The sequence below is a fragment of the Oceanobacillus sp. GQ8 genome (assembly GCF_059758495.1).
In genome coordinates this window covers 82,341-107,157 of sequence record NZ_JCAXEV010000001.1, presented here as the reverse complement: position 1 = coordinate 107,157, position 24,817 = coordinate 82,341, and the positions used below count along the sequence as shown (strand labels likewise).

25 protein-coding genes and 2 other annotated features are annotated in these 24,817 nt (G+C 37.9%); of the genes, 2 read left to right on the top strand and 23 right to left on the bottom strand.

The window, feature by feature from the left end; translation table 11 throughout:
* Nucleotides 1-75: 75 nt before the first annotated feature.
* Complete coding sequence (locus tag AC6CHS_RS00540) at nucleotides 76-468, top strand: sigma-w pathway protein ysdB (RefSeq protein ID WP_498233549.1); 393 nt, start codon at nucleotides 76-78, stop codon at nucleotides 466-468.
* 57 nt (nucleotides 469-525) lie between these two features.
* Here AC6CHS_RS00540 and AC6CHS_RS00535 read toward each other — a convergent pair whose 3' ends face one another.
* The 22 genes from AC6CHS_RS00535 to citZ all read right to left on the bottom strand — a co-directional run bounded on the left by AC6CHS_RS00535 (nucleotide 526) and on the right by citZ (nucleotide 22,911).
* Nucleotides 526-1,098 carry a TVP38/TMEM64 family protein gene (locus tag AC6CHS_RS00535; RefSeq protein WP_498233548.1) on the bottom strand — a complete coding sequence of 191 codons (573 nt, stop codon included), beginning with the start codon at nucleotides 1,096-1,098 and terminating at the stop codon, nucleotides 526-528.
* Nucleotides 1,099-1,207: 109 nt separating this feature from the next.
* Nucleotides 1,208-1,483 (bottom strand): DUF1294 domain-containing protein, encoded by a 276-nt coding sequence (locus AC6CHS_RS00530; protein ID WP_498233547.1) that lies wholly within the window; start codon nucleotides 1,481-1,483, stop codon nucleotides 1,208-1,210.
* A gap of 232 nt (nucleotides 1,484-1,715) precedes the next feature.
* The gene (gene rplT, locus AC6CHS_RS00525) at nucleotides 1,716-2,072 is read right to left on the bottom strand and encodes a 50S ribosomal protein L20 (protein ID WP_036572175.1); all 357 of its coding nucleotides are present in this window, start codon (nucleotides 2,070-2,072) and stop codon (nucleotides 1,716-1,718) included.
* Nucleotides 2,073-2,132: 60 nt separating this feature from the next.
* A complete protein-coding gene (rpmI, locus tag AC6CHS_RS00520) occupies nucleotides 2,133-2,330 on the bottom strand; it encodes a 50S ribosomal protein L35 (protein ID WP_106897116.1) in 198 nt (65 codons plus the stop codon).
* Nucleotides 2,331-2,361: 31 nt separating this feature from the next.
* Complete coding sequence (infC, locus tag AC6CHS_RS00515; RefSeq protein ID WP_036572171.1) at nucleotides 2,362-2,865, bottom strand: translation initiation factor IF-3; 504 nt, start codon at nucleotides 2,863-2,865, stop codon at nucleotides 2,362-2,364.
* Nucleotides 2,866-2,937: 72 nt separating this feature from the next.
* Nucleotides 2,938-3,060 (bottom strand) — a sequence feature (ribosomal protein L20 leader region).
* Between the two features lie 161 nt (nucleotides 3,061-3,221).
* On the bottom strand, nucleotides 3,222-5,165 hold the full coding sequence (thrS, locus tag AC6CHS_RS00510; RefSeq protein ID WP_498233546.1) for a threonine--tRNA ligase: 1,944 nt from the start codon (nucleotides 5,163-5,165) through the stop codon (nucleotides 3,222-3,224).
* 53 nt (nucleotides 5,166-5,218) lie between these two features.
* Nucleotides 5,219-5,443: a binding site (T-box leader), on the bottom strand.
* Nucleotides 5,444-5,497: 54 nt separating this feature from the next.
* Complete coding sequence (ytxC, locus tag AC6CHS_RS00505; RefSeq protein ID WP_498233545.1) at nucleotides 5,498-6,355, bottom strand: putative sporulation protein YtxC; 858 nt, start codon at nucleotides 6,353-6,355, stop codon at nucleotides 5,498-5,500.
* 201 nt (nucleotides 6,356-6,556) lie between these two features.
* Nucleotides 6,557-7,486, bottom strand: coding sequence for a primosomal protein DnaI (gene dnaI, locus AC6CHS_RS00500; protein WP_498233544.1), 930 nt, complete (start codon nucleotides 7,484-7,486; stop codon nucleotides 6,557-6,559).
* 27 nt (nucleotides 7,487-7,513) lie between these two features.
* The gene (locus AC6CHS_RS00495; RefSeq protein WP_498233543.1) at nucleotides 7,514-8,839 is read right to left on the bottom strand and encodes a replication initiation and membrane attachment family protein; all 1,326 of its coding nucleotides are present in this window, start codon (nucleotides 8,837-8,839) and stop codon (nucleotides 7,514-7,516) included.
* 31 nt (nucleotides 8,840-8,870) lie between these two features.
* Nucleotides 8,871-9,353, bottom strand: a complete 483-nt coding sequence (gene nrdR, locus AC6CHS_RS00490; RefSeq protein WP_498233542.1) for a transcriptional regulator NrdR — start codon at nucleotides 9,351-9,353, stop codon at nucleotides 8,871-8,873.
* 40 nt (nucleotides 9,354-9,393) lie between these two features.
* Complete coding sequence (locus AC6CHS_RS00485) at nucleotides 9,394-9,783, bottom strand: cytosolic protein (RefSeq protein WP_498233541.1); 390 nt, start codon at nucleotides 9,781-9,783, stop codon at nucleotides 9,394-9,396.
* 215 nt (nucleotides 9,784-9,998) lie between these two features.
* The gene (gene speD, locus AC6CHS_RS00480) at nucleotides 9,999-10,379 is read right to left on the bottom strand and encodes an adenosylmethionine decarboxylase (protein WP_106897122.1); all 381 of its coding nucleotides are present in this window, start codon (nucleotides 10,377-10,379) and stop codon (nucleotides 9,999-10,001) included.
* A gap of 286 nt (nucleotides 10,380-10,665) precedes the next feature.
* Nucleotides 10,666-11,697, bottom strand: a complete 1,032-nt coding sequence (locus AC6CHS_RS00475; RefSeq protein WP_498233540.1) for a glyceraldehyde-3-phosphate dehydrogenase — start codon at nucleotides 11,695-11,697, stop codon at nucleotides 10,666-10,668.
* 120 nt (nucleotides 11,698-11,817) lie between these two features.
* Nucleotides 11,818-12,429, bottom strand: a complete 612-nt coding sequence (gene coaE, locus AC6CHS_RS00470; protein WP_498233539.1) for a dephospho-CoA kinase — start codon at nucleotides 12,427-12,429, stop codon at nucleotides 11,818-11,820.
* Nucleotides 12,430-12,441: 12 nt separating this feature from the next.
* Entirely contained in the window at nucleotides 12,442-13,272 is an 831-nt protein-coding gene (gene mutM, locus AC6CHS_RS00465; protein ID WP_498233538.1) for a DNA-formamidopyrimidine glycosylase, read from the bottom strand.
* Between the two features lie 15 nt (nucleotides 13,273-13,287).
* Entirely contained in the window at nucleotides 13,288-15,927 is a 2,640-nt protein-coding gene (gene polA / locus AC6CHS_RS00460; RefSeq protein ID WP_498233537.1) for a DNA polymerase I, read from the bottom strand.
* A gap of 170 nt (nucleotides 15,928-16,097) precedes the next feature.
* Nucleotides 16,098-17,474 (bottom strand): two-component system histidine kinase PnpS, encoded by a 1,377-nt coding sequence (gene pnpS / locus AC6CHS_RS00455; RefSeq protein ID WP_498233536.1) that lies wholly within the window; start codon nucleotides 17,472-17,474, stop codon nucleotides 16,098-16,100.
* A complete protein-coding gene (locus tag AC6CHS_RS00450; RefSeq protein ID WP_498233535.1) occupies nucleotides 17,471-18,166 on the bottom strand; it encodes a response regulator transcription factor in 696 nt (231 codons plus the stop codon). The genes pnpS and AC6CHS_RS00450 overlap by 4 nt, the downstream gene beginning before the upstream one ends.
* A 311-nt stretch (nucleotides 18,167-18,477) precedes the next feature.
* Nucleotides 18,478-18,954 carry a MaoC family dehydratase gene (locus AC6CHS_RS00445; protein ID WP_498233534.1) on the bottom strand — a complete coding sequence of 159 codons (477 nt, stop codon included), beginning with the start codon at nucleotides 18,952-18,954 and terminating at the stop codon, nucleotides 18,478-18,480.
* A gap of 217 nt (nucleotides 18,955-19,171) precedes the next feature.
* Entirely contained in the window at nucleotides 19,172-20,110 is a 939-nt protein-coding gene (gene mdh / locus AC6CHS_RS00440) for a malate dehydrogenase (protein WP_498233533.1), read from the bottom strand.
* 339 nt (nucleotides 20,111-20,449) lie between these two features.
* Complete coding sequence (gene icd / locus AC6CHS_RS00435) at nucleotides 20,450-21,721, bottom strand: NADP-dependent isocitrate dehydrogenase (protein WP_238020532.1); 1,272 nt, start codon at nucleotides 21,719-21,721, stop codon at nucleotides 20,450-20,452.
* Between the two features lie 74 nt (nucleotides 21,722-21,795).
* Complete coding sequence (citZ, locus tag AC6CHS_RS00430; RefSeq protein WP_498233532.1) at nucleotides 21,796-22,911, bottom strand: citrate synthase; 1,116 nt, start codon at nucleotides 22,909-22,911, stop codon at nucleotides 21,796-21,798.
* Between the two features lie 282 nt (nucleotides 22,912-23,193).
* Here citZ and ytvI point away from each other — a divergent pair, with 282 nt between their 5' ends.
* Nucleotides 23,194-24,303 carry a sporulation integral membrane protein YtvI gene (ytvI, locus tag AC6CHS_RS00425; RefSeq protein ID WP_498233531.1) on the top strand — a complete coding sequence of 370 codons (1,110 nt, stop codon included), beginning with the start codon at nucleotides 23,194-23,196 and terminating at the stop codon, nucleotides 24,301-24,303.
* A gap of 7 nt (nucleotides 24,304-24,310) precedes the next feature.
* On the opposite strand, the gene AC6CHS_RS00420 is transcribed toward ytvI, so the two are convergent.
* Nucleotides 24,311-24,700: an FxsA family protein gene (locus AC6CHS_RS00420; RefSeq protein ID WP_036572134.1), complete on the bottom strand. Its 390-nt coding sequence runs from the start codon at nucleotides 24,698-24,700 to the stop codon at nucleotides 24,311-24,313.
* Nucleotides 24,701-24,817: the final 117 nt, after the last annotated feature.

The following is a 24,817-nucleotide window of genomic DNA, read 5'->3' as shown; positions in this document are numbered from 1 at the left end:
TTTTGTCAAAAGTGAAACCTTCCTCCCTTGTTATACGTATAACGAGTATTAATCTGCAGGGAGACGTGTATCTTTATGATTGTGATTCTATTTCGCGTACTAGTTATCATCGCACTGGTACTCCTCGTTTATACATTAATACAATATTATCGCAATCCTTCACGGCGGCTGCGTCTGGCTAAGGAAGCAAATGAATTTTTCTTTCTCGATGAACCTAATAACAGTAAAAAAAATGTGCAGTTTGTCTATAAAGGTTGTTTATTTGAAGGAGAAAAGTATTTAGGTACAACCGAGGATGCATTTGAAGTAGTTAACATTCATGTTACGGTAAGAGATCCCCTTGAACTAAAAGGGCTTACGAGAGATGATCTTTATTTTATGGAGAAAGAAATTTTAATGCGATATCCCTATGCAAGTATTGAATGGAAGCATCCAATAAATCAGTTGCTTCTTACAAGCATTGAGTAAATATTATAAAACAAACTAAAAACCACTCATCATCAGATGAGTGGTTTATTCATTAAATTATGTCGCTGGGTGGAAGAATTCATTCCATTTAATTATTATCTCTTTTCTTCTCAATAAGTATAATAAAGGAAGCAGAGCCATTAGAAAAATGCAGATATGAAGTGGGGTTAAATTAGAAATCCATTGACCAATGGAGGTGTAAACAAAGGCTAATGGAATGTTGGTAATTAGTGCAGACTTTGTATAATCCTTAAAGCCAGCTGTTATTTCCATTAAACATAGGGAAAGTAAGTGGAAATGTATAAATGGCACAAGCCTAAGTAATGCAATCTGAGATGGTGTGAACGAGGTCTGCTTCCCGATTAACTTTTGTTTGACACGGACTAATTTATTAAACGTTCCGGGCATCCAACGAATTACATAGTAGAACATAATACTGGATAACGTAATACCAATTAATGAATAGACACTACCAGCAACTGCACCAAACAGCACCCCTCCGGAGATACAAATGAAAACAACTGGAAGGAAAAATAACGGCCTTAATAAATGAAAGCTGATGAATAACAACGGTGCCAAAAATCCTCCTGTTTCAATAAACGCCATCAGGTAATTTCCAAACAGCTCCATAACAAACCTCCTCGCTTCAGAGCCTGCTCAAGCTTCTTTGCCCACCTCCTCACCTCATTATATGATGGTCATTGTCGGATTATGCCCGAATAGAGCGTTATGTAAAGTTTTAAATGGAATAAAACAGATATACAATGGAAACAATATTGACTAATAGCAAGATAGGCATACCCCATACAAACGTTTTATGCTTGGTTTTGTGTCTATATCGTTGCATTCCAATAATCGCCCCTAGAGATCCCCCAACAATCGCTAAAAGCCAGAACGTCCTTTCGGGTATACGGTATTGTCTCTTTTTTGCTTTTTGCTTATCTAAACCCATCATAATAAATGCAATGATATTAACGCCTAGAAGATATAGCAGCAATCCATTCAACTCGTTCATTGAAATACCTTCCTTCTCTTAATTACTTACTTGATAAATTCAAAATTGGCCTCCACTACTTTGCACTAGTAAATCGTTAATAGAATACTTGTGTTTTTTTTATGTGTCTATGTATTATGCTATTTAAAAAAGACCAGATCTCTTATAAAATAAAAGATTTGGTCTTCTATCATTTAGGGCCGAATCAGATGGAGACTAAGCTCCACTAGAAACGGATGTACCTAAACGTTTTTTACTTAACGGCTTGTTTAGCTTTTTCTGCTAATTGAGCGAATGCTTGCTCATCATTAATAGCAAGATCTGAAAGCATTTTACGGTTGATATCAATACCAGCAACTTTTAAACCGTGCATTAATTTGCTGTATGAAAGGTCGTTCAAACGAGCTGCAGCATTAATACGTGTGATCCATAGTTTACGGAAATCACGTTTTTTCTGTCTGCGGTCACGATAAGCATACTGACCTGATTTCATTACTTGTTGTTTTGCTGTTTTAAATAACGTTCTCTTTGAACCATAATAACCTTTTGCTAATTTAAGGACGCGTTTACGACGTTGACGCGTTACTGTTCCACCTTTTACACGTGGCATATAAATTCCCTCCTAAAATACATCTCATAGTAGTCTTTTTATTCGTATGTGCTTCTTAACTTATTTGTATGGAAGCATTGTTTTGATACGTTTGAAATCTCCTGCAGATACAACAGTACCTTTACGAAGTTTACGTTTTTGTTTTTGAGATTTGTTTGCGAACATATGGCTTGTGTAAGCATGTGCGCGTTTAAGTTTTCCAGTTCCAGTCTTCTTAAAACGTTTTTGAGAACCTTTATGGGACTTCATTTTTGGCATAGTTATTTCCTCCTCGTAAGCTGTCCAAATATTATTTTTCGTTAACTGGAGCGATCATCATAAACATATTACGACCTTCCATTTTTGGCTTGGTTTCAACGGTTGCAATATCTTTCACTTCTTCAGCGAAACGATCTAGCACCTCACGTCCAAGCTCCTTGTGGGTAATAGCACGTCCACGAAAACGGACTGCTGCTTTTACCTTATCACCCTTCTCTAGGAATTTTCTAGCGTTCTTAAGTTTTGTTTCAAAATCATGATCGCCAATTCCTGGAGTAAAGCGTACTTCTTTAACATTAATGATTTTTTGTTTCTTACGTGCTTCTTTTTCTTTCTTCTGTTGTTCAAAACGGAATTTACCGTAATCCATAATCCGACAAACAGGCGGTTTCGCATTCGGTGCAACTAACACTAAATCTAGGTTTCTTGTTTGTGCGATTTCAAGTGCTTCCTGGCGTGATTTCACTCCAAGCTGATCACCGTTTGAATCAATAAGACGTACTTCCCTAGCACGGATTTTCTCATTAACATTCATATCTTTGCTAATAGCCAGCCACCTCCAAAGTTATTTTGCGTGTTTCTGATCTCTATTGACAAGCGAATCATATACATTAAAAAAGTGTCGGTACAAAATGCACCCACACGTCTCCAATCGTTTTAAAAAGTTCGGAACCAGTCAACTGCAATAAAGCGTCGATCAGGTGAGAAGCGGGTGCTTCTTCTTGTCTTAAGATCATATAATGTTTTCAACTTAATTATCATATCATTTAAAAACACTGCTGTCAACACATGGTAAACAACAATGAGTTCTTAACCAAAATCTATTCTATCATAGATATCTGCATTTAAAAAGGGTAAATCCTTTAGAAAACGGATTTACCCTTTAGATATCTATTTTTTAAATAAAGTTTTACTTGTTATTTCTTCTTTAATTAATTGTTTAAATGCCTCAAAAGATAAGGTGTTGGAAGCTTTTTCACCATATCGTCTTACATTCACGGCATTTTCATTAATCTCATTATCACCAAGAACAAGCGCAAATGGGATTTTCTGTGTTTGTGCTTCCCGTATTTTGTACCCGATTTTCTCGTCTCTTTCATCAAGGGATACACGTACCCCTTCTAAACGAAGGTCATCGGCCACTTTTTTGGCATACTCGAGATGAACTTGTGGAGATACAGGTATCACTTTTACTTGAACGGGAGCTAACCAAGTCGGGAATGCTCCTTTGTATTCCTCAATTAAGAATGCAACAAAGCGTTCCATTGTAGAAACAACACCTCGGTGAATTACTACAGGACGGTGCTCTTTTCCATCTTCCCCAATATAAGTTAGATCGAATTGTTCTGGCAGATGGAAGTCAAGCTGCACCGTGGAGAGTGTCTCATCCTTACCAAGAGCTGTTTTCACCTGTACATCAAGCTTTGGTCCGTAGAAAGCAGCCTCTCCTTCGGCCTCGATGTACTCTACATTCATTTCTTCCATTGTTTCCTTCAGCATGGCTTGTGCTTTTTCCCACATTGCATCATTATCTACATACTTCTCTTTATCCTCTGGGTCACGATAGGATAGACGGAAATAATAATCTTCGATACCAAAGTCTTCATATACTTTTTGTACTAACTCTACTACCCGGATAAATTCATCCTTCAATTGATCAGGACGAGCAAAGATATGGGCATCGTTTAATGTCATCGCACGTACACGCTGCAAACCAGCCAAGGCACCAGACATTTCATAACGGTGCATTGTTCCTAACTCTGCAATCCTTACAGGTAAGTTACGGTAACTATATAGTTGGTTTTTATACACCATCATATGATGTGGACAGTTCATAGGACGTAAAACTAATTCTTCATTATCCATCTCCATTACAGGGAACATGTCATCCTGGTAGTGATCCCAGTGGCCACTTGTTTTATATAGGTCAACACTACCCAGTACTGGGGTGTATACATGGTCATAACCTAAGCGTTCCTCAAGGTCTACAATATAACGTTCAATGTTACGGCGAATAGTAGCACCCTTTGGAAGCCATAGAGGAAGCCCTTGTCCAACTTTTTGTGAAACAGTAAATATCTCAAGCTCTTTGCCTAATTTACGGTGGTCTCGTTCTTTACGTTCTTCCAAAATGCGCAAATACTCATCCACTTGGCTTTGCTTTTCAAAAGCTGTTCCGTAGATACGTTGTAGTTGTTGATTATTACTATCTCCACGCCAATATGCCCCAGAGATGCTTAACAATTTAAATGCCTTTATTTTATTCGTAGATGGAACGTGAATACCGCGACAAAGATCAAAGAATTCACCTTGTTTATAGATTGTCACTTGTTCCTCTTCAGGAATGGCATCAATTAATTCTTGTTTGAGTTGGTCGTCCTTAAACATTTCTTTTGCTTCGTTACGGGATACTTCTATCCTATTAATTTCTAAGCTTTCATCCACAATACGCTTCATTTCTTTTTCGATTTTTGGTAGGTCTTCTGGCGTTACAGAGTGATCCATCTCGATATCATAATAGAATCCCTCTTCAATCACTGGACCTACACCAAAATTAACGTCACCATACAAGCGCTTGATTGCTTGTGCCATCAAATGAGCTGTAGAATGGCGCATTACTTCAATGCCTTCCTCATTTTTATAGGTAACGATTTCTATTTTGCCACCGTGGTAAAGTTCACGTTTTAAATCAACTAGCTCACCATCCAGTTTAATTGCAACTGCCTGCTTTTTTAGTCCACTGGAGATAGAACTTGCAATATCTTCTCCTGTTGTTCCTAATGGAAACTGTTTTTCAGCTCCGTCAGGGAAAATAATTGTTACTGCTTCTGACATTTCTGCTCACTCCTTCTCTACAATTAAAAAGCGCCCATCCCTCTGCCTATTTGCAAAGGGACGAGCGCTGACACGTCGTGGTTCCACCCAAGTTTCCGTAACAATAAATTACGGCTTCATAACATCTTTAACGCAGATCATACGCTGCTATTTACTTCATTTCCACAGCAGGGTTCAAAGGGGGTAATCAGTTGATGGTATAGAGGAAGCTTACAGCCAAGGCTCCCATCTCTGTACTAACTCAGTCCAACAAATCATGTCCTTCTCAAAACCTTTAAGTTGAGATAATTTATAATCAGTATTATATCTGTTGCTATACAGAAATGCAAGCCCTATTTTTGGCGATTGTTTAAGTAAAAACCGAAAGGAAAATTATTGTATGGTTCAAAGTCTACTCTTTCCTGAAAAACATTAATAACTGTTAGAGTTTTTGGCTCTGATGGATGATCTCCATAAATTTTAATTTTCTCTGGAGCCATGGCTACAAGCGGTGCCAAATTAAGTTCATCCTCATCAAGCCCGACAATATATAACGGTTCCTTTTGCATGAGCAAGTGTAGTTCCATTTTAGACAACCTTTTTCCATTCTGCTTAAAAAAGGAAAAGGGATCGCCCTGTAAAATATGAATAATTTTAAAGCTAGGCTCTTTTTTAGCAATGTATTCACGGAGCAAATAAACAAACTCTTGATGGTCCTCTTCCCGTTTGAACTCATCTATTGCCAATCCTACATAATGAACTAGCTTGTCTTTAAAAGCGTTTAAGCGAAACTTTACAATAGAGTCATAATGTACCGTAGGCGTATTTTTTATATTTGCCATAAATAGCGACATTAAGAGTTGCCTAGGATCTTTGTCTTTTCTGACACGTTGACTGTCCTCATCTTCCCCTGCAAATATCCATTGTGTTAATTCAAGTATTTTTTCCATTTCATCTTGGTTTGTATAATAATAATATTCTTCAATAATGGCGTTTATCATTGCTGTTAAACGGTGGGTAACAAATACTTCAACCATCGCCTTCGAAATGGCATCAAATAGTTCATTTGACTTTATCTCTTTTTCAAATAATATATGATTCCCCCAATCTTTATTGGTTTTCCAGTGTAACTCGATTCCCTTATTGTAGCGAAATAGCAGTTCACAGAATCGGATTACTTCTTTATCTGACTCAAAATATACTTCAAGCAATCATCATCACCCTCACCCAACACCAAACTGTTACATTATATGGACGAGGAGAGCAAAAAATGAATAAACAACTGAAACTAGTCAATATAGTAAATAAAAAGAAAAAACTGGTAACAGAGTTCCTAAACTCTATCACCAGCTTTTTTAAAAAGGAAAATGGAGACCTTCTTGTTAACCTACCTAGTTTCAAGCACAAACAAGCTAGGATTCTCTTCGGTTTCCTCCAGCAATGCGCACTTCTTTGCTTACTTGTTTTATTCGTTCCATAATTCTACCTGCCTTCACTTCCTCTACGCCCCCACGTGTTGTAGCCAAATGACCCTCTAACTGATCCATACTGTAGTTGGATGTGAAAAACACCGGCAGTCCCTCCATCATGCGATATTGCAAAATAGATCCAAGAATTTCATCACGGAACCAAGCTGAATGAAGTTCTGCTCCAATATCGTCAAGCATTAAGACGTCTGCCTTTTTAAAGTAATCGATTTTATCATTAATCGAGTCATCCTTAAAAGAAGCTTTTATTTCCCTTACGAACTCCGGCATATAAATTAAAGTCGAGGAAATGTTTTTCTCCTTCAACAGATTTGCTAAAGCACCAAGAAAATACGTTTTTCCTACGCCAAATGGCCCGTAAAAGTAGATTCCCTTTTTAGGTAACCCTTCTTTAACCTGTCCCACAAAATGTAAAAGCTGCCTAACAGCCTCACTTCGCTCGGGATCACTGTCAATATCAGCGATTGTTGCCCGCATGATTTCCTTAGGCATAAATAGACTTTTAATTAGTTTATGCTGCTTTTGCTGCCTCTCATAATCAACTCTACTATGGCATTTTTCATAGGAAAGATGAATTTCGTTATCTTCCACGTGTAGAATTGGCGAATAGCCCTGGAGCATATTCTGGCAACTACCAAAAGACTTACAACGATCACATTGTTTTGACTGTGTCTTATACTCGTAGAGCTTTATTAAACTCTTATTAATCTCGTTCTTTTTTAATTCGGGATGTGCAGCTAAAAATTCCTTTATTTCCGGATCAGCTAATACTTCCTGTCTAGTACGGTTATAGTTTTCCTGGAAATTTTCATTTTGCTCCATCCAGCGTTTTAATTCAGATTGTACTGGTTTCATCTCAATCATCCTTGCAAATGATTATTTTTATTTATTTTCACCTGAAAATTGGCGTAGCAATGCCTCAATTTCCTGTTGTTCTTTTTCTTTATCTATATTTTGTTCCTTCGCAGTGGAGGGTTGCTTTTTCTTCCGCTCCTTGAACCAATCCGGAATAATTTCTTTCGAGGCCGGTTTTCTATAGCCCGAGGTAGCTTGGTTGCCTTTTTGGAAATTCTTTGTTTCTCTCTTCGCAAAAGCCATCGCTTCCTTCGCAGTCTTTAAATTGGCTCGCGACCAATGGCTGGCTATTTTCCCCAAGTAGGCTTTGGATAGCTTCATATTAGTTTGGAGTAGCACATAATGAATTAATACATTCATGACTGGAGAAGGAAGTCCTTGTGTTGTCATAACCTCTCTGATGACTTTCATATCCTGATCAGAAGCATGGTTACCGCTTGATAGATCCTCTAATAACTGTTTGGGAGAGATCTTTTCAAGTTCCATAACTAATTGATCTTCCTTCGTCACCACTTCTTGAGATGGTATCTGTGTTGGGCTCGATTGTTTTTCGGTTAGCTGTATATCTGTTTCTTTGTACTTTGATTTAAATAAATCATGGCACGCTGTTTTAAATTCTTCAGAGTGAAGCACATTGTCCTCTGTAAGTGCCCACAAAAGGGACTTTTCTATTTCAAATGTTTCCAAATCATATAATTGCATCATTTGAATAATTAATCGTTTATTCTCACCAGTCAAAACACGCTGTGCTGGGATCATGCGTTGCTTAAGCATCTGTTCCATCCAAGTAAAATCAAATACTGCTTCACTTGAAGCCGTTTCCTCGTCCTGCTTCACCTGATTGGCCGGAGCTTGTGGCTGAAAGGTTTGAAACACTTCATTGAAGGAAGCCGTTATATTTGACCCTTTAGTGACGGGTTGTTTCGTATAATGTTCCTGTAATAGTTCAAATTTATCCTTGCCGATGTGATGGTATAGTAATTGTGTAAGCATACCATCTAAGAAAAAGCTTTTTGCAGAGAACGGACTTTGGATTTCATACGTATAATAGTTTTGCATTTCGCCCTTATTCTCGTACGTTTTTAACAGACCAATCCCCTCTAGCTTTAATCGCGCCTGGTAAATTTCATCAAGAGGGAGATTTAAATAATTCATTAATGTATGATGTGTCTGCGGTGAATCTTCCTTTTGTAATTCTACTTCATGCAATAATGTCAAATACAATGTAACAGCCTGAATTCCGATCAGCGGCTGATACAAATGGGTCAATGATTTTGCATAGTCGACAGGTAAAGATGATTTCACCACCACATAATAGCCTTCAATAGGTAAAATTTTACCAATAAAATTCATCGTGATTAACCCTTTCGCTTAACCCAATTTACTACGGTTTAGAACGTGTACTGTCATTTTTATCTGTTTTAATGAGATCTTTTAACTCATCAAAAAACACACTAATATCCTTAAACTGACGATAAACAGATGCAAAGCGAACATATGCCACTTCATCTACTTCAGAAAGCCTGTCCATCACCATTTCTCCAATTTCGTTGCTATCAATTTCAGACATGCCGGTGTTTCGCAGTTCTTTCTCAACATCTATCGCTACCGCTTCAATTTTCTCAAGCGGAACGGGCCGTTTTTCACATGCCTTTATTAAGCCACGAATAAGCTTTTCTCTGCTGTATTCCTGCCTAGTTCCATCCTTTTTCACAATGATTAACGGAACTTCCTCAATTCTTTCAAAGGTAGTAAAACGAAAACCACAGGCTTCACACTCTCTTCGTCTTCGAATGGAACGGCCTTCTTCTATTGGTCGCGAATCCAATACTTTTGTACTTTTATATTGGCAATTGGAGCATCTCATGTCGTGGCGTCCCCCCTTTATGTCTTTTCATGAAGGAAATCTATTTTTTATCCGTAATTAGCTGCAAGTGTTTGTTTAGTTCATTGTATAATGTTTTGATTAACTTTGAACTATAGCCCAAATCGAACGGTAAGGCTGACTCTGTAGTAACCGAGAAATCAATGGCTGTCTGATATGGCCTAACCATAATAACGGTCGCTACAACAAATGCCTTTTTCCCCTTTTTTACATACATGCTGATTTCGCCATGTTCTGCTGAAACAGCGTTTAATTCATAGGATGGTGAATTTTTAATGATCTCTTCAAGGGCACGTAATCCCTTGTCTTTTGATGTTTTATAGTAATGTGTGTTAAGTGACTCGTCCCAGTGATTTTCCTTTGTTTCCGCATGATTACTTAAATATTTTCCAATCGTATTGCGAACACCCATATCGCACACCTCATCATGAATATATTCTCAAACTTAAATATAAGGATTCTGATCGCTATGTAATAGATACATCTTTAGTAGATTACTATTAATCTTAACATGTTTCAGGGAATTCCTCTAGACTGAACATCATAAGAGTGGCTATACTCAGGGGAAAATAAAAGGTTGACTAGTTAGCAGTGTTTGATCACTGAATTAGTCAACCTGTTCTTATATTATAATACGCTTTGGAATTTTCCTGCTTTTACCGGTCCCATACCACGTGGAACTTCAACTTTTTCGAAAGTTTTTGACTCTAGCGCTTCAGCAATATAAGTTGCTGCGACATTTGGATCAATAATGTCTCCGCAAGTATATACATCAATGCTCGCATAGCCATGTTCCGGAAAGCTGTGGATGGTTAAATGTGATTCTGATATGATAACCACACCGCTCACACCGTGTGGTGCAAACTTGTGAAATGCTACCTCTCGAATCTCTGCACCAGCTTTAAGTGCTGCATCCACAAAAATTCGTTCTATCAATCCCATATCATTTAATTTATCAATATTACAATCCCATAATTCGGCAATAACGTGTCTTCCCATTGTATCCATATAAATCCCCCTTATTTATGGTGATCCTCCTGATTTCTAACACCGCCACGGGGGAAAGTTAGTCCGATGAGGTCCTAACCCTTTAAGCGGATAAACCATTTAATCAGGAAGTACAACGAAAAGTATATATGTTTTCTGCGCGATTTGCAACACGTTTTTTTCGAAATAGGGAAGATCGAAAATTGATGTTCTTATGACAATTTTTCACTCTTTTCTAATACTTCTATTGTATCTTTTTATCTATTGCCGTACTGGTTGCCCCCGAAAATTACAGCTTGAAAGCAATTTACGATACTACTGCAGAAGTGCGATACATATATTTCCCCACATATTTTGTAAGGTCACCTACACGTTTTGCATATCCCCACTCATTATCATACCAAGCAAGCACCTTTACTTTGTTCCCTTCCATTACCATGGTAGATAGTCCATCAATGATTGCTGAATAATTTGTAGTGGTGTAATCAATCGAAACGAGTGGTTCTACACTATAATGTAAAATCCTCTTCATACTTCCGGCTGCTTCATCAGCAAAAGCCTTGTTAACCTGCTCTGTTGTAACTTGATGGTTAAGATCTACGACTAAGTCGACTAGCGAGACATTTGGTGTAGGTACTCTTAATGCCATGCCATGCAATTTGCCGTTCAAATGAGGTAAAACCTCACCTAAAGCTTTGGCAGCTCCTGTGGAGGTAGGAATAATCGATTGGGTACACCCTCTTGCGCGTCGAAGATCTTTATGTGGATTATCAATGTTTTTTTGGTCATTTGTAAAAGCATGGACGGTTGTCATCAGGCCATTCTTTATTCCAAAATGGTCATCCAATACTTTTACAACAGGTGCTAAACAATTTGTTGTACAGGAAGCATTGGAAAGAATGTGATCCGTATGGGGGTCATATTCTGTCTCATTCACCCCCATTACAATGGTTCTGTCCAACCCTTTTCCTGGTGCTGTAATAACTACTTTTTTGGCTCCTGCCTCTATATGTTTACCAGCACTTTCTTTTGTTTTGAACTTACCTGTTGCTTCAATAACTATATCAACCCCAAGGCTTTTCCACGGAAGCTTCTCCGGTTCCCTTGAATTTACTATCTTTACTTTCTTTTCATTTACTTGCAATCCTTTTTGAAGCGCTTTCACTTCTTCGGAAAAAATACCGTGTACACTATCATATTTAACTAGGTGCGCCAATGTATCTGCAGAATAGTTAGCATTGACTGCAACCACTTCAATTTCACTATCCAATATCAGTTGGCGAAAAACCATTCTGCCAATTCTTCCAAACCCATTTATCGCGATTTTTGTCTTCCCCATTTAGACAACCTCCCGTTAAGCTATACTTTACTCGAGATATTTCAAAATAAGTATAACACAAAAACGAATTAGTGTGTCTTATTAAAAAGAAAAACCTGACAAAATTGTCAGGTACGGATTTTAGTTTTCAGTAGTTCTGGCTTTCCATTGCTGAAGTAACTGTTCAAGTTGTTCATACGTCTCTTGCTTTGTACCATTATTATCAATCACAGCATCTGCCATTTTTACTTTCTCGGCGATAGGGATCTGTGACTGTATGCGTTGCCTTGCTTCTTGCTCATTATAGCCATTCCGATTCATCAGCCGAGTTAGTTGGACCGATTCTGTCACACTAATAACAAGCGTCTTATCGACAAGATGCGTTAGGTTACTCTCAAACAATAACGGGATATCCAATACAACAGTGGGTACACTTGCTTTTACATAGGAGTCTCTTTTAGCAAGCATCCTTTCACGTACCGCAGGGTGCACGATGTTATTAAGTTTCTCTCGCATCACTTGGTCATTAAATATAATCTCAGCAAGCTTTGCCCGGTCTATGGTTTTATCATCTTGCAAAATACTGTTACCAAACGTCTCCACTATTTTATTGTATGCATCCTCTTGAGGATTTACTACTTCTCTAGAAATTTTGTCTGCATCAATTACCGGTACATTAAGATCATTAAACATGAGAGAAACGGTGCTTTTTCCGCTGGCAATACTTCCAGTAAGTCCAATTATAAGCGTCACTATTCTCTCACCTCAATTATTTTTTTGACAGGTACTGCAAACATGCGTACCACGGCCGCCAACCTTCATCTTCATAATCGGTTTTCCGCATTTTTTACACGGTTTATTTTCTTGTCCATATACAAATAGGGACTGTTGAAACATTCCCATTTGCCCTTGTCCATTTACATAGGAACGAATGGTTGTACCACCTAGTTCAACTGCCTCAGCTAATGTTTCAATAGCTTGTTCCTGAATAGCCTTTACTTCCTTTTTGGTTAGCTTACTAGCTTTTTTTAAAGGATGGACACCAGCTTTATATAATGTTTCATCTACGTAAATATTGCCAAGACCTGTAACGATGGTTTGGTCTAAGAGGGCCGATTTTATTACCCGCTCTGTTTTTTTCAACTTTTGATAGAAGTATTCAAATGTAAACGTAGCATCAAAGGGATCTGGACCTAATTGATTCAACGGTTTATTAAGAAGCTCTTCGCCTCGTTGATATAGATGCATTGTACCAAACTTCCGAACATCGTTATAACGAAGTTCTTCTCCATTCGTAAAACGGAAGATTACGTGAGTATGCTTTTTAACCGCTTCCCCCGGTGGCTCTACACTATATTTCCCTTCCATCCGAAGGTGAGACACCATAACATAATCATCTAGCTGAAAAAGTAAAAACTTTCCCCTTCTTGTTATATCCGAAATCGTCTGTCCAATTAGTAATGTTTGAAATTGCTGCACATCATCTGGTTCTTTTATAATATTTGGCCAGAAGACCTCTACCTGCTCAATTGTTTTATTTAATACAAATTGTTTAAGCGTATTTTTAATCGTTTCTACCTCGGGTAATTCAGGCATGTTTTTCGTCTCTCCTTACTTCGCGTCGAACCAGCTGGAACCGTAAGCATAATCTGCTTTCAACGGAACAATGAGATCCACTGTGTTTTCCATCATTTCCGGCACTATTTCTTTTAACTTGTTTAATTCTTCTTTTGGAGCTTCAATAATTAATTCATCATGGACCTGCAACAGAATACGTGCCTGCAATTTCTCTTCCTGCAGTTTTTCATGCAAGTCAATCATAGCCTTCTTAATAATATCTGCTGCACTACCCTGAATTGGTGTATTCATGGCTGTTCTTTCTGCAAAGCTACGAAGATTAAAATTCCTGCTCGTAATATCCGGTAAATATCTCCTTCGCTTCATTAATGTGGTGACATAACCTTGATGCTTTGCTTCTTGGACAATTTCGTCCATATAAGCCTTAACCCCAGGGTAGCTCTCAAAGTAACGCTCAATAAACTTTTTTGCTTCCTTACGGGTGATACCTAGATTTTGTGATAGTCCGAAGTCACTAATACCATATACAATACCGAAGTTAACCGCTTTGGCCTGTCGCCGCATATTCCCGGTAACCTCGTCTTTTTCTACATGAAATACATCCATTGCCGTTTGTGTATGAATATCGGAATCCTCTTTAAAGGCAGCCACCAATTTCTCATCATTAGCTATATGTGCTAGCACCCTTAATTCAATCTGTGAATAATCGGCTGCAAACATGATCCAATCTTTCTTAGAAGGAATAAAAGCTTGTCTAATTTTCCTGCCTTCTTCCAGCCTAATCGGGATATTTTGCAGGTTAGGATCAATTGAGCTTAAACGGCCTGTTTGTGTTAATGCTTGGTTAAAGCGTGTATGAATTCTATTTGTGTCCTTATTTACTACTTTTAACAATCCTTCGATATAGGTAGACTGAAGCTTACCTAATTGACGGTAAAGAAGTAACTTTGGAATAATTTCATGTTCATGTTCTAGCTTTTCCAATACATCCGCTGCAGTTGAATAGCCTGTCTTCGTTTTCTTCACAACAGGTAACTGTAGCTTTTCAAATAGTATAGGCCCCAACTGCTTAGGTGAGTTAAGATTAAAGGTTTCACCTGCAAGCTCATGTACTTCTTTTTCTAATTCAGCTAGCCTAGATTTCAAATCAATACCCATTTCCTCAAGTCGCTCAACGTCCACCTCAACACCGTAGTGTTCGATCTCACCAAGAATTAAAGCAAGTGGCATCTCTAACTCTGTACATAATTCCTTCTGTTCGTTATCAATCAGCTGCTGATTCATTTTTTCTGTCAAATCAAACAATGCTTTTGTTTTACGAACAACGTGTTCTGCTAATACTGACTGTTCTGGAACCATTTGTTTTGCACCTTTGCCGTAAACTTCCTCATCAAAGAGAACAACTTGTTTTCCCATTCTATTTGCAATAGCAGGGATGTCATGATTATTATCTGATGGATTCAGCAAATAAGAGGCAAGCAGCATATCAAACGTAATTCCTTTTATGTGAATCCCATTTCTAAGGAGTGTTACTAGTGTCTTTTTCGCATCAAATACTGCTTTCTTTTTACTGCTGTCTTCGAGCCATGTTTTAAATGCTTCTGAAGATAAAGCGATTTCTGTTGGGATAAAGTAGGCTTGCTCGCGATTAAATACTCCAAAGCCCTCGATTTCCGTTTGGTGATAATTTTCACCAAGTGTTTCCACAACGATGGATTCATCTCCAAGAAACATGGATTCATCGATTTCTTCTACAATTTGAAAATCAATGCCCTGCAATTCAGTTTCTGTTGGTTCTTCTGCTGATACATCTCCTTCAAGTTTGTCCAACAATGACTGGAAACCTAGCTCTTTAAAAATTCCACTAACATCACTTGGTTGGTAGCCATTAAAGGCAATGTCCTCTACCTTAATGGTGATGGGAGACTCGCGGTCTATGGTCACAAGCTCTTTGCTCATAAACGCATCATCTTTGTATGTAGTCAGCTTTTCCTGTAATTTCTTTCCACTTACCTCGTCCACATGGTTATAGAGTTCTTCTAACGTATTGTACTGCTTCAACAATTTCGTGGCGGTTTTCTGTCCCACACCAGGGATCCCTGGAATATTATCTGAGCTATCTCCCATAAGTGCTTTTAAATCAATAATCTGATCCTGATGCAGCTCCATTTTTTCCTTTAAAAAGGCTGGATTATACTCTTCTACCTCACTAATGCCTTTTTTCGTTAGGCGTACGGTTACCGAATCAGAAACAAGTTGTAATAAGTCCTTGTCCCCTGAAATAACTGTGACATCCCATTTATTTTCCTCAGCCGTTTTAGAAAGCGTACCGATGATATCATCTGCCTCATAGTTTTCCAGTTGATAATGGGGAATATGAAAGGCATCCAATACTTCTTTTAAAAGGGGAAATTGTTCTGATAACTCTGAAGGCGTTTTTTGCCGACCGCCTTTGTATTCTTTATAGGTTTTGTGACGAAACGTCGTTTTTCCTGCATCAAACGCAACCAGCATATGTGTTGGTTTTTCTTCCTCCAGGATTCTAAGTAACATCGTCGTAAATCCATACACAGCATTTGTATAAACACCTTTGTCATTATTAAGCAAGGGAAGTGCAAAAAAAGCGCGATATATAATACTATTACCATCTATTAAAACAAGCTTTTCAGACATCGTATTAATCCTCCATTCCTGAATCTTCATTACCCCTATAGTATCATTCTCTTTCATGAAAGTGAAAAAATATATATAGGAATAGAGCCACCGGATAGATAAATAGAAAGAAGATGACCCTATAGCTAAAAGGGGCACCCTCTTCCATTCTCCATATGCTGTACAAAATATTAATCGATCAGTTCTTTTTTAAAAGTAACAGACACCGTTGTGCCTTTGTTTAGATCACTACTGATTTGAATATCCCCTCTATGGACTTCCACAATATGTTTTACAATAGCTAGACCAAGCCCCGTTCCGCCTGTATCTCTGCTCCTCGCCTTGTCAACGCGGTAAAAACGTTCAAAAATGCGTGGCAATGCTTCTTGGGCTATCCCAATCCCTGTATCCTTCACTTCTATCGTAACCTCATCTTTAGTGTTTTCACCATTAATCCAGATCTGCCCATTGACAGGGGTATAATTGATCGCATTATCTAGAAGATTAATAATGACTTGCTTTAAACGTTCTTTATCTGCTTTTATTATTGCTTCATCACTAATATTAACGGATAGCAAAAGCTTCTTTTTATCCATTTTATGTTTCATCAACATGGCCACTTCCGCTACAATTTGTTTTAAATTAATATCAGATAATACTAGCTGGAAATCTTCTTTTTCAAGTCGAGATAAAATAAGGAGATCTTCAATTAGTAATTGCAAACGTTCACTCTCATTATAAATAATACCGAGGAATTCCTTACTAGCTTCTTTATCATCCATCGTGCCATCCAAAAGTGTTTCCGCAAACCCTTTAATCGATGTAATAGGAGTCTTCAGTTCATGTGAAACATTGGCAACAAAGTCCTTGCGCATTAACTCCAGCTTTTTCATTTCTGTTATATCATATATGACTAATACCGCACCTTTTAGCATGCCTTTCTCATTAAAAATTGGTGCACCGACAATTTCCAAATAAATTTTATCAATGCCTTTATAGTGGGTAAATGCTTCTTTTACGTTTTTTTCATATAAAAATGTCTTTTGTACCGTTTCATGAATAATTTCATTTTCTAATATATCGTAATAAAGGTGCCCCTTATAATCTTTTGGTACACCACCAAAGATGTGGATGAATTTCCGGTTAACAAAATGAATATATCCTTTTGCATCCACTAGAATAAGACCACTTTGCGTATTATCAATCACAGTTGATAATTGCTCCGATTGCATCTTCTCGTGCCTGGCGAACTCCCCAATATTCCGAGCAAGGGAATTTATCTTTGCACTTAATAACCCAATGCTATCATTGCTAGGATGATGGAATCTAGCCCGATAGTTTCCCTTCACTATTTCTTCAATGGTACGTGTTGCTTTCTTTATCGGACGTATGTAACGTTCATAAAGATGCATTAAAAATAAGGTTAAAATTATAAACTGGGTTAGCAGAACAGACCCTAAAATAAGTATGTTATCAACAATCTGGTACAGGACAAGTCCTGTGGCGAAAACCACAATGAAAATGCCAATTAAATAAGTAGCTAGTGGTTTTTTAAAGAGTGCTTTCATGTAGTAGGCTCCTCCAATTTATATCCGAGACCGCGAACTGTTTTAATATATTTAGGTTTTTTGGTGTCTGGTTCAATTTTATCTCGTAAATGGGACACATGGACATCTACTATTCTTGTATCCCCAACAAAATCATAATCCCAAACACCGCTCAACAGTTGATCACGTGAAATTACCTTTCCTTTATTGTTCGCAAGATAATGAAGTAATTCAAATTCTTTTCTTGTAAATGTTATGATCTTATCCCCAATTTCAGCCTCATAGCGCTCAGGGTAGACAATTAGTTCCCCTATTTTTAAAGAGGAATAGTTTGATTTGCTTACTTTGTTAGATCGTCTTAGGATAGCTTTCATTCTAGCTATTACTTCTTTAGGACTAAACGGTTTTGTCAAATAATCATCAGCGCCTAATTCAAGACCAAGTACTTTATCAAACTCTTCATCTTTAGCAGTGAGCATGAGGATAGGTGTATCAATTTTGTTATTACGGAGATATTTGCATACTTCCATCCCGTCCATTTCAGGTAGCATGAGATCAAGAATGATTAAATCATAGTCATTTGCCTCAGCCTTTTTAATTGCTTCAGCTCCGTCATATGCTACATCTGTCTGAAATCCTGCTTTCTCAATATTAAAATTAAGAAGTGTCACAATGGACTTCTCATCATCTACAATAAGTATATTCTGCTTCATTCAAAATCCCCATTTCTCTAGAGAATATCGTATCTATTACCATTTAATTACGTTCGACCTACCCTCATCTTACAATGAATAGGTGACAATGTGAACATATTAAAAACTTTGTTAACTAAAATTTACAAAAAAGCAGTCTTAAAATGGGGATCTAGATACAATACTCTATCTTAAAGTAGAGAAAGAATGAGTAGCAGAACTCAAATACGAATAACACACTTTGAAATCACTTCACGACACAGCCTCTTGAAAGAGAAAATGCCGAACGTCATGTTTCCCGTTCGACCTGGTTTAATAGGTATCCTCCTTGATCAGAAAAAGTTTTCCAATGAAGTTGCTGTCAACGAATTTGGTTTATATGGCGGACAAACTTGCAACTTTCCAATTATAACCTTATCTCCATCCATATCGTACCCTGTAACATTGATTGAAACAGTATGATCTTTGTCATCTATAGCTATTACTTCTAAGTTAAATCTTATTTCTGTCTGGTGTTGGACAGGTTTTGGAAAAGTCATTTCATGCTGTGTAATATGGCTACCTGGACCAGGGAGATGCATTGATACTATGGAGGATACCATCCCAAACAACAAGACTGATGGGACAATTGGAGCTTTATATGGAGTCTGTGAAGCATAATCATGTTGAATATATAATGGATTCGCATCATTTGTTAATCCTAGATAGAGCAATAACTCTTTGTCCTCAATAACTTTGATTGCCGTATACGTTTCCCCTATTTTTATATCCTTCAACGTCTTTCCAAGCTTTCTTTTCTTCCCTAACATTGCAACCACCTCCGTTTTGTAAGCGCTTTCTATTATAACAAACCTTTCCTTACTTTACCAGAACAAATGCGAAGAGCCTATGAGACTAAAAGGGTGGCAGCAAATAGCCAGAAAATACGTTTAGGAATTTATTCACCTAGATAAAAAAGAGCGTTCACAGTAAAATTAATGATAAAAGAACCCTCCACAGTTTAGAAACTGCGGAGGGCTTTCATAACTATCCCAATATGCTTAGAACATTTTTAACTGAATCTGCTGATTTATCAAGAGCAGTTCTTTCTTCTTCAGTTAAATCAAGTTCAATGATTTCTTCAATACCTTTTCCGCCAAGCACTGTTGGCACTCCTAAGTATATATCGCTGTAACCATACTCTCCTTCTAAGTAAGCAATAGATGGTATAACACGACGTTGATCCTTAAGAATTGCTTCCGCCATAACGGTTAGGGAAGCAGCCGGAGCATAATAAGCACTTCCATTACCCAGAAGGCCTACAATTTCTCCCCCACCTTTGCGTGTACGTTCTACAATGGCGTCAAGGCGATCTTTGGAAATAAGCTTTTCTAACGGTATTCCTCCCGCGTATGAATAGCGGATTAGTGGAACCATGTCATCCCCATGGCCACCTAATACAAATCCTGTTACATCTTTAACAGAAAGATTTAATTCTTGGGCTACAAATGTACGGAAACGAGCTGTGTCCAATACACCAGATTGACCAATTACGCGTTCTTTTGGCAATCCAGACTCTTTAAATATAGTATACGTCATGGCGTCAACAGGATTTGTTAACACTACGATAAAGGTATCAGGAGAATATTTAACGACTTCCTTGGCTACAGTCTTCATTATTTTAGCATTTGTATTAACTAAATCGTCACGGCTCATGCCTGGCTTTCTAGCAATCCCAGCTGTAATGATGACAAGATCGGAATCTTTGGTTTCCTCATAATTAGATGTTCCTGTTATCCTTGCATCAAAACCTTGTACTGGACTTGCTTCAAGCATGTCCAATGCCTTTCCTTTTGTCGGATCCTCCATGTTTGGAATATCAACAAGCACGACATCGCCCAATTCTTTTTGCGCTAACATTAAAGCAGTTGTTGCTCCAGTGAAGCCTGATCCGATTACTGATATTTTACTTCTTTTAATAGCCATTTTAACGTCCCCTTTCACAATATTTGCAGTGAGGACGGGACAAACGTATTTACGCAAAAGATAAATCTGAAAGATTGGCCTTTGGAAAACCGCTTCAGAAATATACTCCGCTTTCCATGGGCGGCTGGTGAGCCTCCGGATGCTCCGTATTCCGGGTCTCGCCTAGGCCTTCCTCCCATAGGACAAGGAAGACTTCGACAGCATTGCATCGCACGCAGAAAATCGTTTTTTGATTTTCAAGGAGTCTCCGTACATTTCTTAAGCTTATTCTAGCTATCGTCCTTCTCTTGACTAATACTTTTTGTAATGTCCCGACCTCAGAGATTCTATAGCTTATAATTAGTCCATGTTTTTAATAAGTTCTTGACCAAACTCTGAACATTTAACCTCTTTCGCACCATCCATAAGTCGAGCAAAATCGTACGTAACTACTTTGGATGCGATTGTTTTATCCATAGCCTTCGTAATTAAGTCCGCTGCTTCTCTCCACTCTAAGTGTTCTAGCATTAATACAGCAGATAGGATAACAGAAGATGGATTTACTTTATCCAGTCCTGCATATTTAGGTGCTGTACCGTGAGTAGCTTCAAAAATGGCATGCCCTGTATCGTAATTAATGTTTGCTCCTGGTGCAATACCAATTCCACCAACCTGTGCTGCAAGGGCATCTGAAATATAGTCACCGTTAAGATTCATTGTAGCTACAACATCAAACTCTTTCGGTCTAGTTAAAATCTGTTGTAGGAAAATGTCGGCAATTGAATCCTTAACCAAGATTTTGCCTGATGCTAAAGCTTCGTCCTGTGCTTTATTTGCAGCATCTTTCCCATCTTTTTCTACAATGCGATCATATTCAGCCCAAGTGAATACTTTATCACCGAATTCTTCTTCAGCCACTTCATATCCCCATGCTTTAAAAGCACCTTCTGTAAATTTCATAATGTTACCTTTATGTACTAAAGTAACACTCTTACGTCCTTCATTCAGTGCATATTCAATACTTGAACGTACTAGACGTTTTGTACCCTCTTCAGATACTGGCTTCACACCAATACCAGACGTTTCAGGGAAGCGAATGTTGCTTACATTCATCTCGTTTTTAAGAAATTCAATAACCTTTTTAACATCATCTGAACCTTTTTGCCATTCTATTCCTGCGTAGATATCTTCTGTATTTTCACGGAAAATTACCATATCTACATCTTCTGGTCGCTTAACTGGTGATGGAACACCTTCAAAATAACGTACAGGACGCAGGCATGTGAATAAGTCAAGTTCTTGACGTAAAGCAACGTTTAATGAACGAATACCACCACCAATTGGTGTAGTAAGCGGTCCTTTGATTGCAATTTTGTATTCATTGATTTTATCAAGAGTATCCTTTGGTAGCCATTCTCCTGTCTGATCGAATGCTTTTTGACCAGCAAATACTTCTAACCATTCTATTTTCTTCGTGCCATTGTAAGCCTTCTCAACAGCAGCCTCAATTACACTACTGGCTGCAGCCCAAATATCCGGGCCAGTTCCATCTCCTTCAATAAATGGAATTACTGGAACGTCTGGTACATTCATTTGTCCGTTTTCAACTGTAATTTTTGTTCCTTGTGTCATTGTAAAAAACCTCCTGTTTCTTTTCTCGATTCTAGTATAACGTATTCCCCGTTATCTGTGTCTAGCTATCTCTTTTATCTTTCTTCAATTGGAACGTATTTGGGTGATCTTGGTCCATTGTACTCAGCACGTGGACGAATCAGTCGATTATTTGAGTATTGCTCAAGAATATGGGCAAGCCATCCTGATGTACGACTCACTGCGAAGATTGGTGTAAACAAATCATGGTCGATTCCCAAGCTATGGTAAACACTAGCAGAATAGAAATCTACATTAGCAGGAAGACCTTTTGTCTCTTTAATATAGTCTTCAATCTCGAGTGACATATTGTACCATTTGGATTGTCCTGTAAGCTCTGTAAGCTGTCTAGACATTTCCCTCAAGTATTTAGCACGTGGATCACCATCACGGTATACACGGTGCCCCATGCCCATAATTTTTTCTTTGTTCTCTAACATTTTTTTAATGTAAGGGATCGCATTTTCTTCTTCGCCAATTTCTGTAAGCATTTGCATTACTCGTTCATTTGCTCCACCATGCAACGGTCCTTTTAATGCGCCAATTGCTGCTGTGATTCCTGAATACACGTCAGATAATGTTGCGACACACACTCTGGCTGTAAAAGTGGAAGCATTAAGCTCATGGTCTGCATGAAGAACCAAGGCTTTATTTATCGCTTCAACCTCAATTGCTTCTGGTTCCTTTCCATTCAGCATATATAAAATATTTTCAGCATAATTATAGTCATGCTTAGGCTGTACTGGCTCCTTACCCTGACGAATTCTTGCGAAAGCAGTTACAATTGTTGATATCTTAGCTTGAATTCGTAACGCTTTCCGTTTGTTAGCCTCTTCGTCCATAACGTCTGCTTCTTCATCATACAGCCCAAGTAAAGAAACCGCTGTACGTAGAGCTGCCATTGGATGAACGGTAGACAGGTCATAAGAACGCAAATGAGAAATAACTGCATCTGGCAACGACATATTTTCTGCTATCTCTTTTTTGAAAGCATCTAACTCTGACTTATTTGGTAGTTTTTGATTCCATAATAGATAAATTACTTCTTCAAAGCTGGAATTTTCTGCCAAGTCATCGATTTTGTAACCAACATATGTTAGTTGATCATCAATGATGGAGCTTATGGAAGATTGTGTTGCTACAACGCCTTCAAGCCCTTTCGTTGTTGTCATTGAAAACCTCTCCTTTTTCTATTAATTGTTCCATTCAATTAGGACCATTTAAAAATCGACAATATATTCATAGTTTCATATTGTCATCCCCAAGGCTAATTATAAAGTATTTCGAATGTAATGTGAATTGAAACCGATTAAATTACAGATTAATTTTAAAAAAAGTAAATTTCTTCCTTAATTTACACCTGTCAAAATCGCCCTAAACTGGTAAGTCTAATCCTTCACCTAGAAGCATAAATAAAAAGTATACGTCATTATTTTAATGAATGGGGTCGTTTTATGTACAAGCAGCTTTCTTATCAACTGTTGCGCTTATTTATTGTCATTTTACTATGTACGGTTATTTTCTTAGTGTTTCATTATACTGCCAAATTCATCTATCCACTAATCATTGCCATTATGCTGTCACTGGGTATGCATCCAGCTGTGACTTTTTTACAAAAACGTTTCAAATTCCCTCGGATTGTGGCAACATTGACCGTCATTGTTGCTGCCTTTTTTACGTTTATTAGCTTCATCTTTTTTATTGTGAATGAAATAATTAATGGTGTCATATCTATTGCAGATAAGATTCCCGGTTACTTTGCCAAAGGCACACAGATACTGGACAATCTTACGAACAGCTACTTATTACCCTTTTATCAGAAATTAGCTTCTCTTGTTCACACATTAGACGAGGAGCAGCAAATTACAATTAAAGAAAAAGTTACAGATTTTGCAAATAATATGGCAATAGCTGCTGCAGAATTTCTGCAACAGCTACTGTTATCCATACCTGCCTTTGTCAGTACACTACCAAATTCGGTTACCATTATTATCTTCATCGTTTTGGCTTCTTTTATCATTACAAATGACTGGGATTTATTAAATACGAAAATGAAATCTCTTCTTCCAGCTCGTATTAATAGTTCAGGACAACGAATTATGACTCAACTAAAAAAAGCTACTGCAGGGTATATAAAAGCGCAGGTAACACTTATCTTCATTACATTTATCGTCATACTTGTTGGCCTAATCGTACTCCAAGTTGATCATCCACTAACCATTGCCTTCTTGGCAGCATGTGTGGACCTCTTGCCATATGTTGGGACAGGCATCCTATTTATCCCTTGGATTCTCTATCTTTATATGACAGGTAATTTCCCACTGACGATTGGCCTGATTGTTATTTATATGATTATTGTCATTTTACGACAGATCCTGGAACCGAAAGTGCTTGCATCTAGTATTGGCTTACACCCGCTTGCAGCACTTATTATCTTGTTTGTTGGTGTACAAATGCTTGGCATGCTTGGCTTCCTTATTGCGCCTGTATTATTAATCCTTGTTAACGCGTTTTACAAGGCTGAAATACCTCAGAAGATTTGGCAATTCATTGCGAAAGGATAACCTACCACTACCATTTCCGATAAATAATGGTGTTTTTACTCATCATCTTCGTAATAAGTTTGCCGATGTATGCTTTGAACGGTGCTCTTGTATATGGGATAACGAGAATAAAACCAGCAATGTCTGTAATAAAACCAGGTGTAAAAAGAAAAATTCCACCGATTAAAATACAAATACCATCAATGATATAAGGGGTAGGGGCTGATCCATTACGCATAGAGAGCTGCGCTTTGTTCCATGTTTCAACACCTTGCTGCTTTGCAAGTGAAACACCAATAATTCCTGTAAGGATAATTAAGAGTGCTACCCACCATGGGCCAATCATCCCACCTACCCAAATAAACATTCCTATTTCCAATCCAGATAATAGGAGCATGCTAAGTAACAACCAGCGCATATCCGTACCTCCCTTTAAAATAAAGTGAAACTTCAATCAGTGGGGATTTTCATTCTTCCCCCACTGATTGTTAGTTGAACGAATCGGGGTGTTAGCGTCCGTTTTCTCCCACTTAAA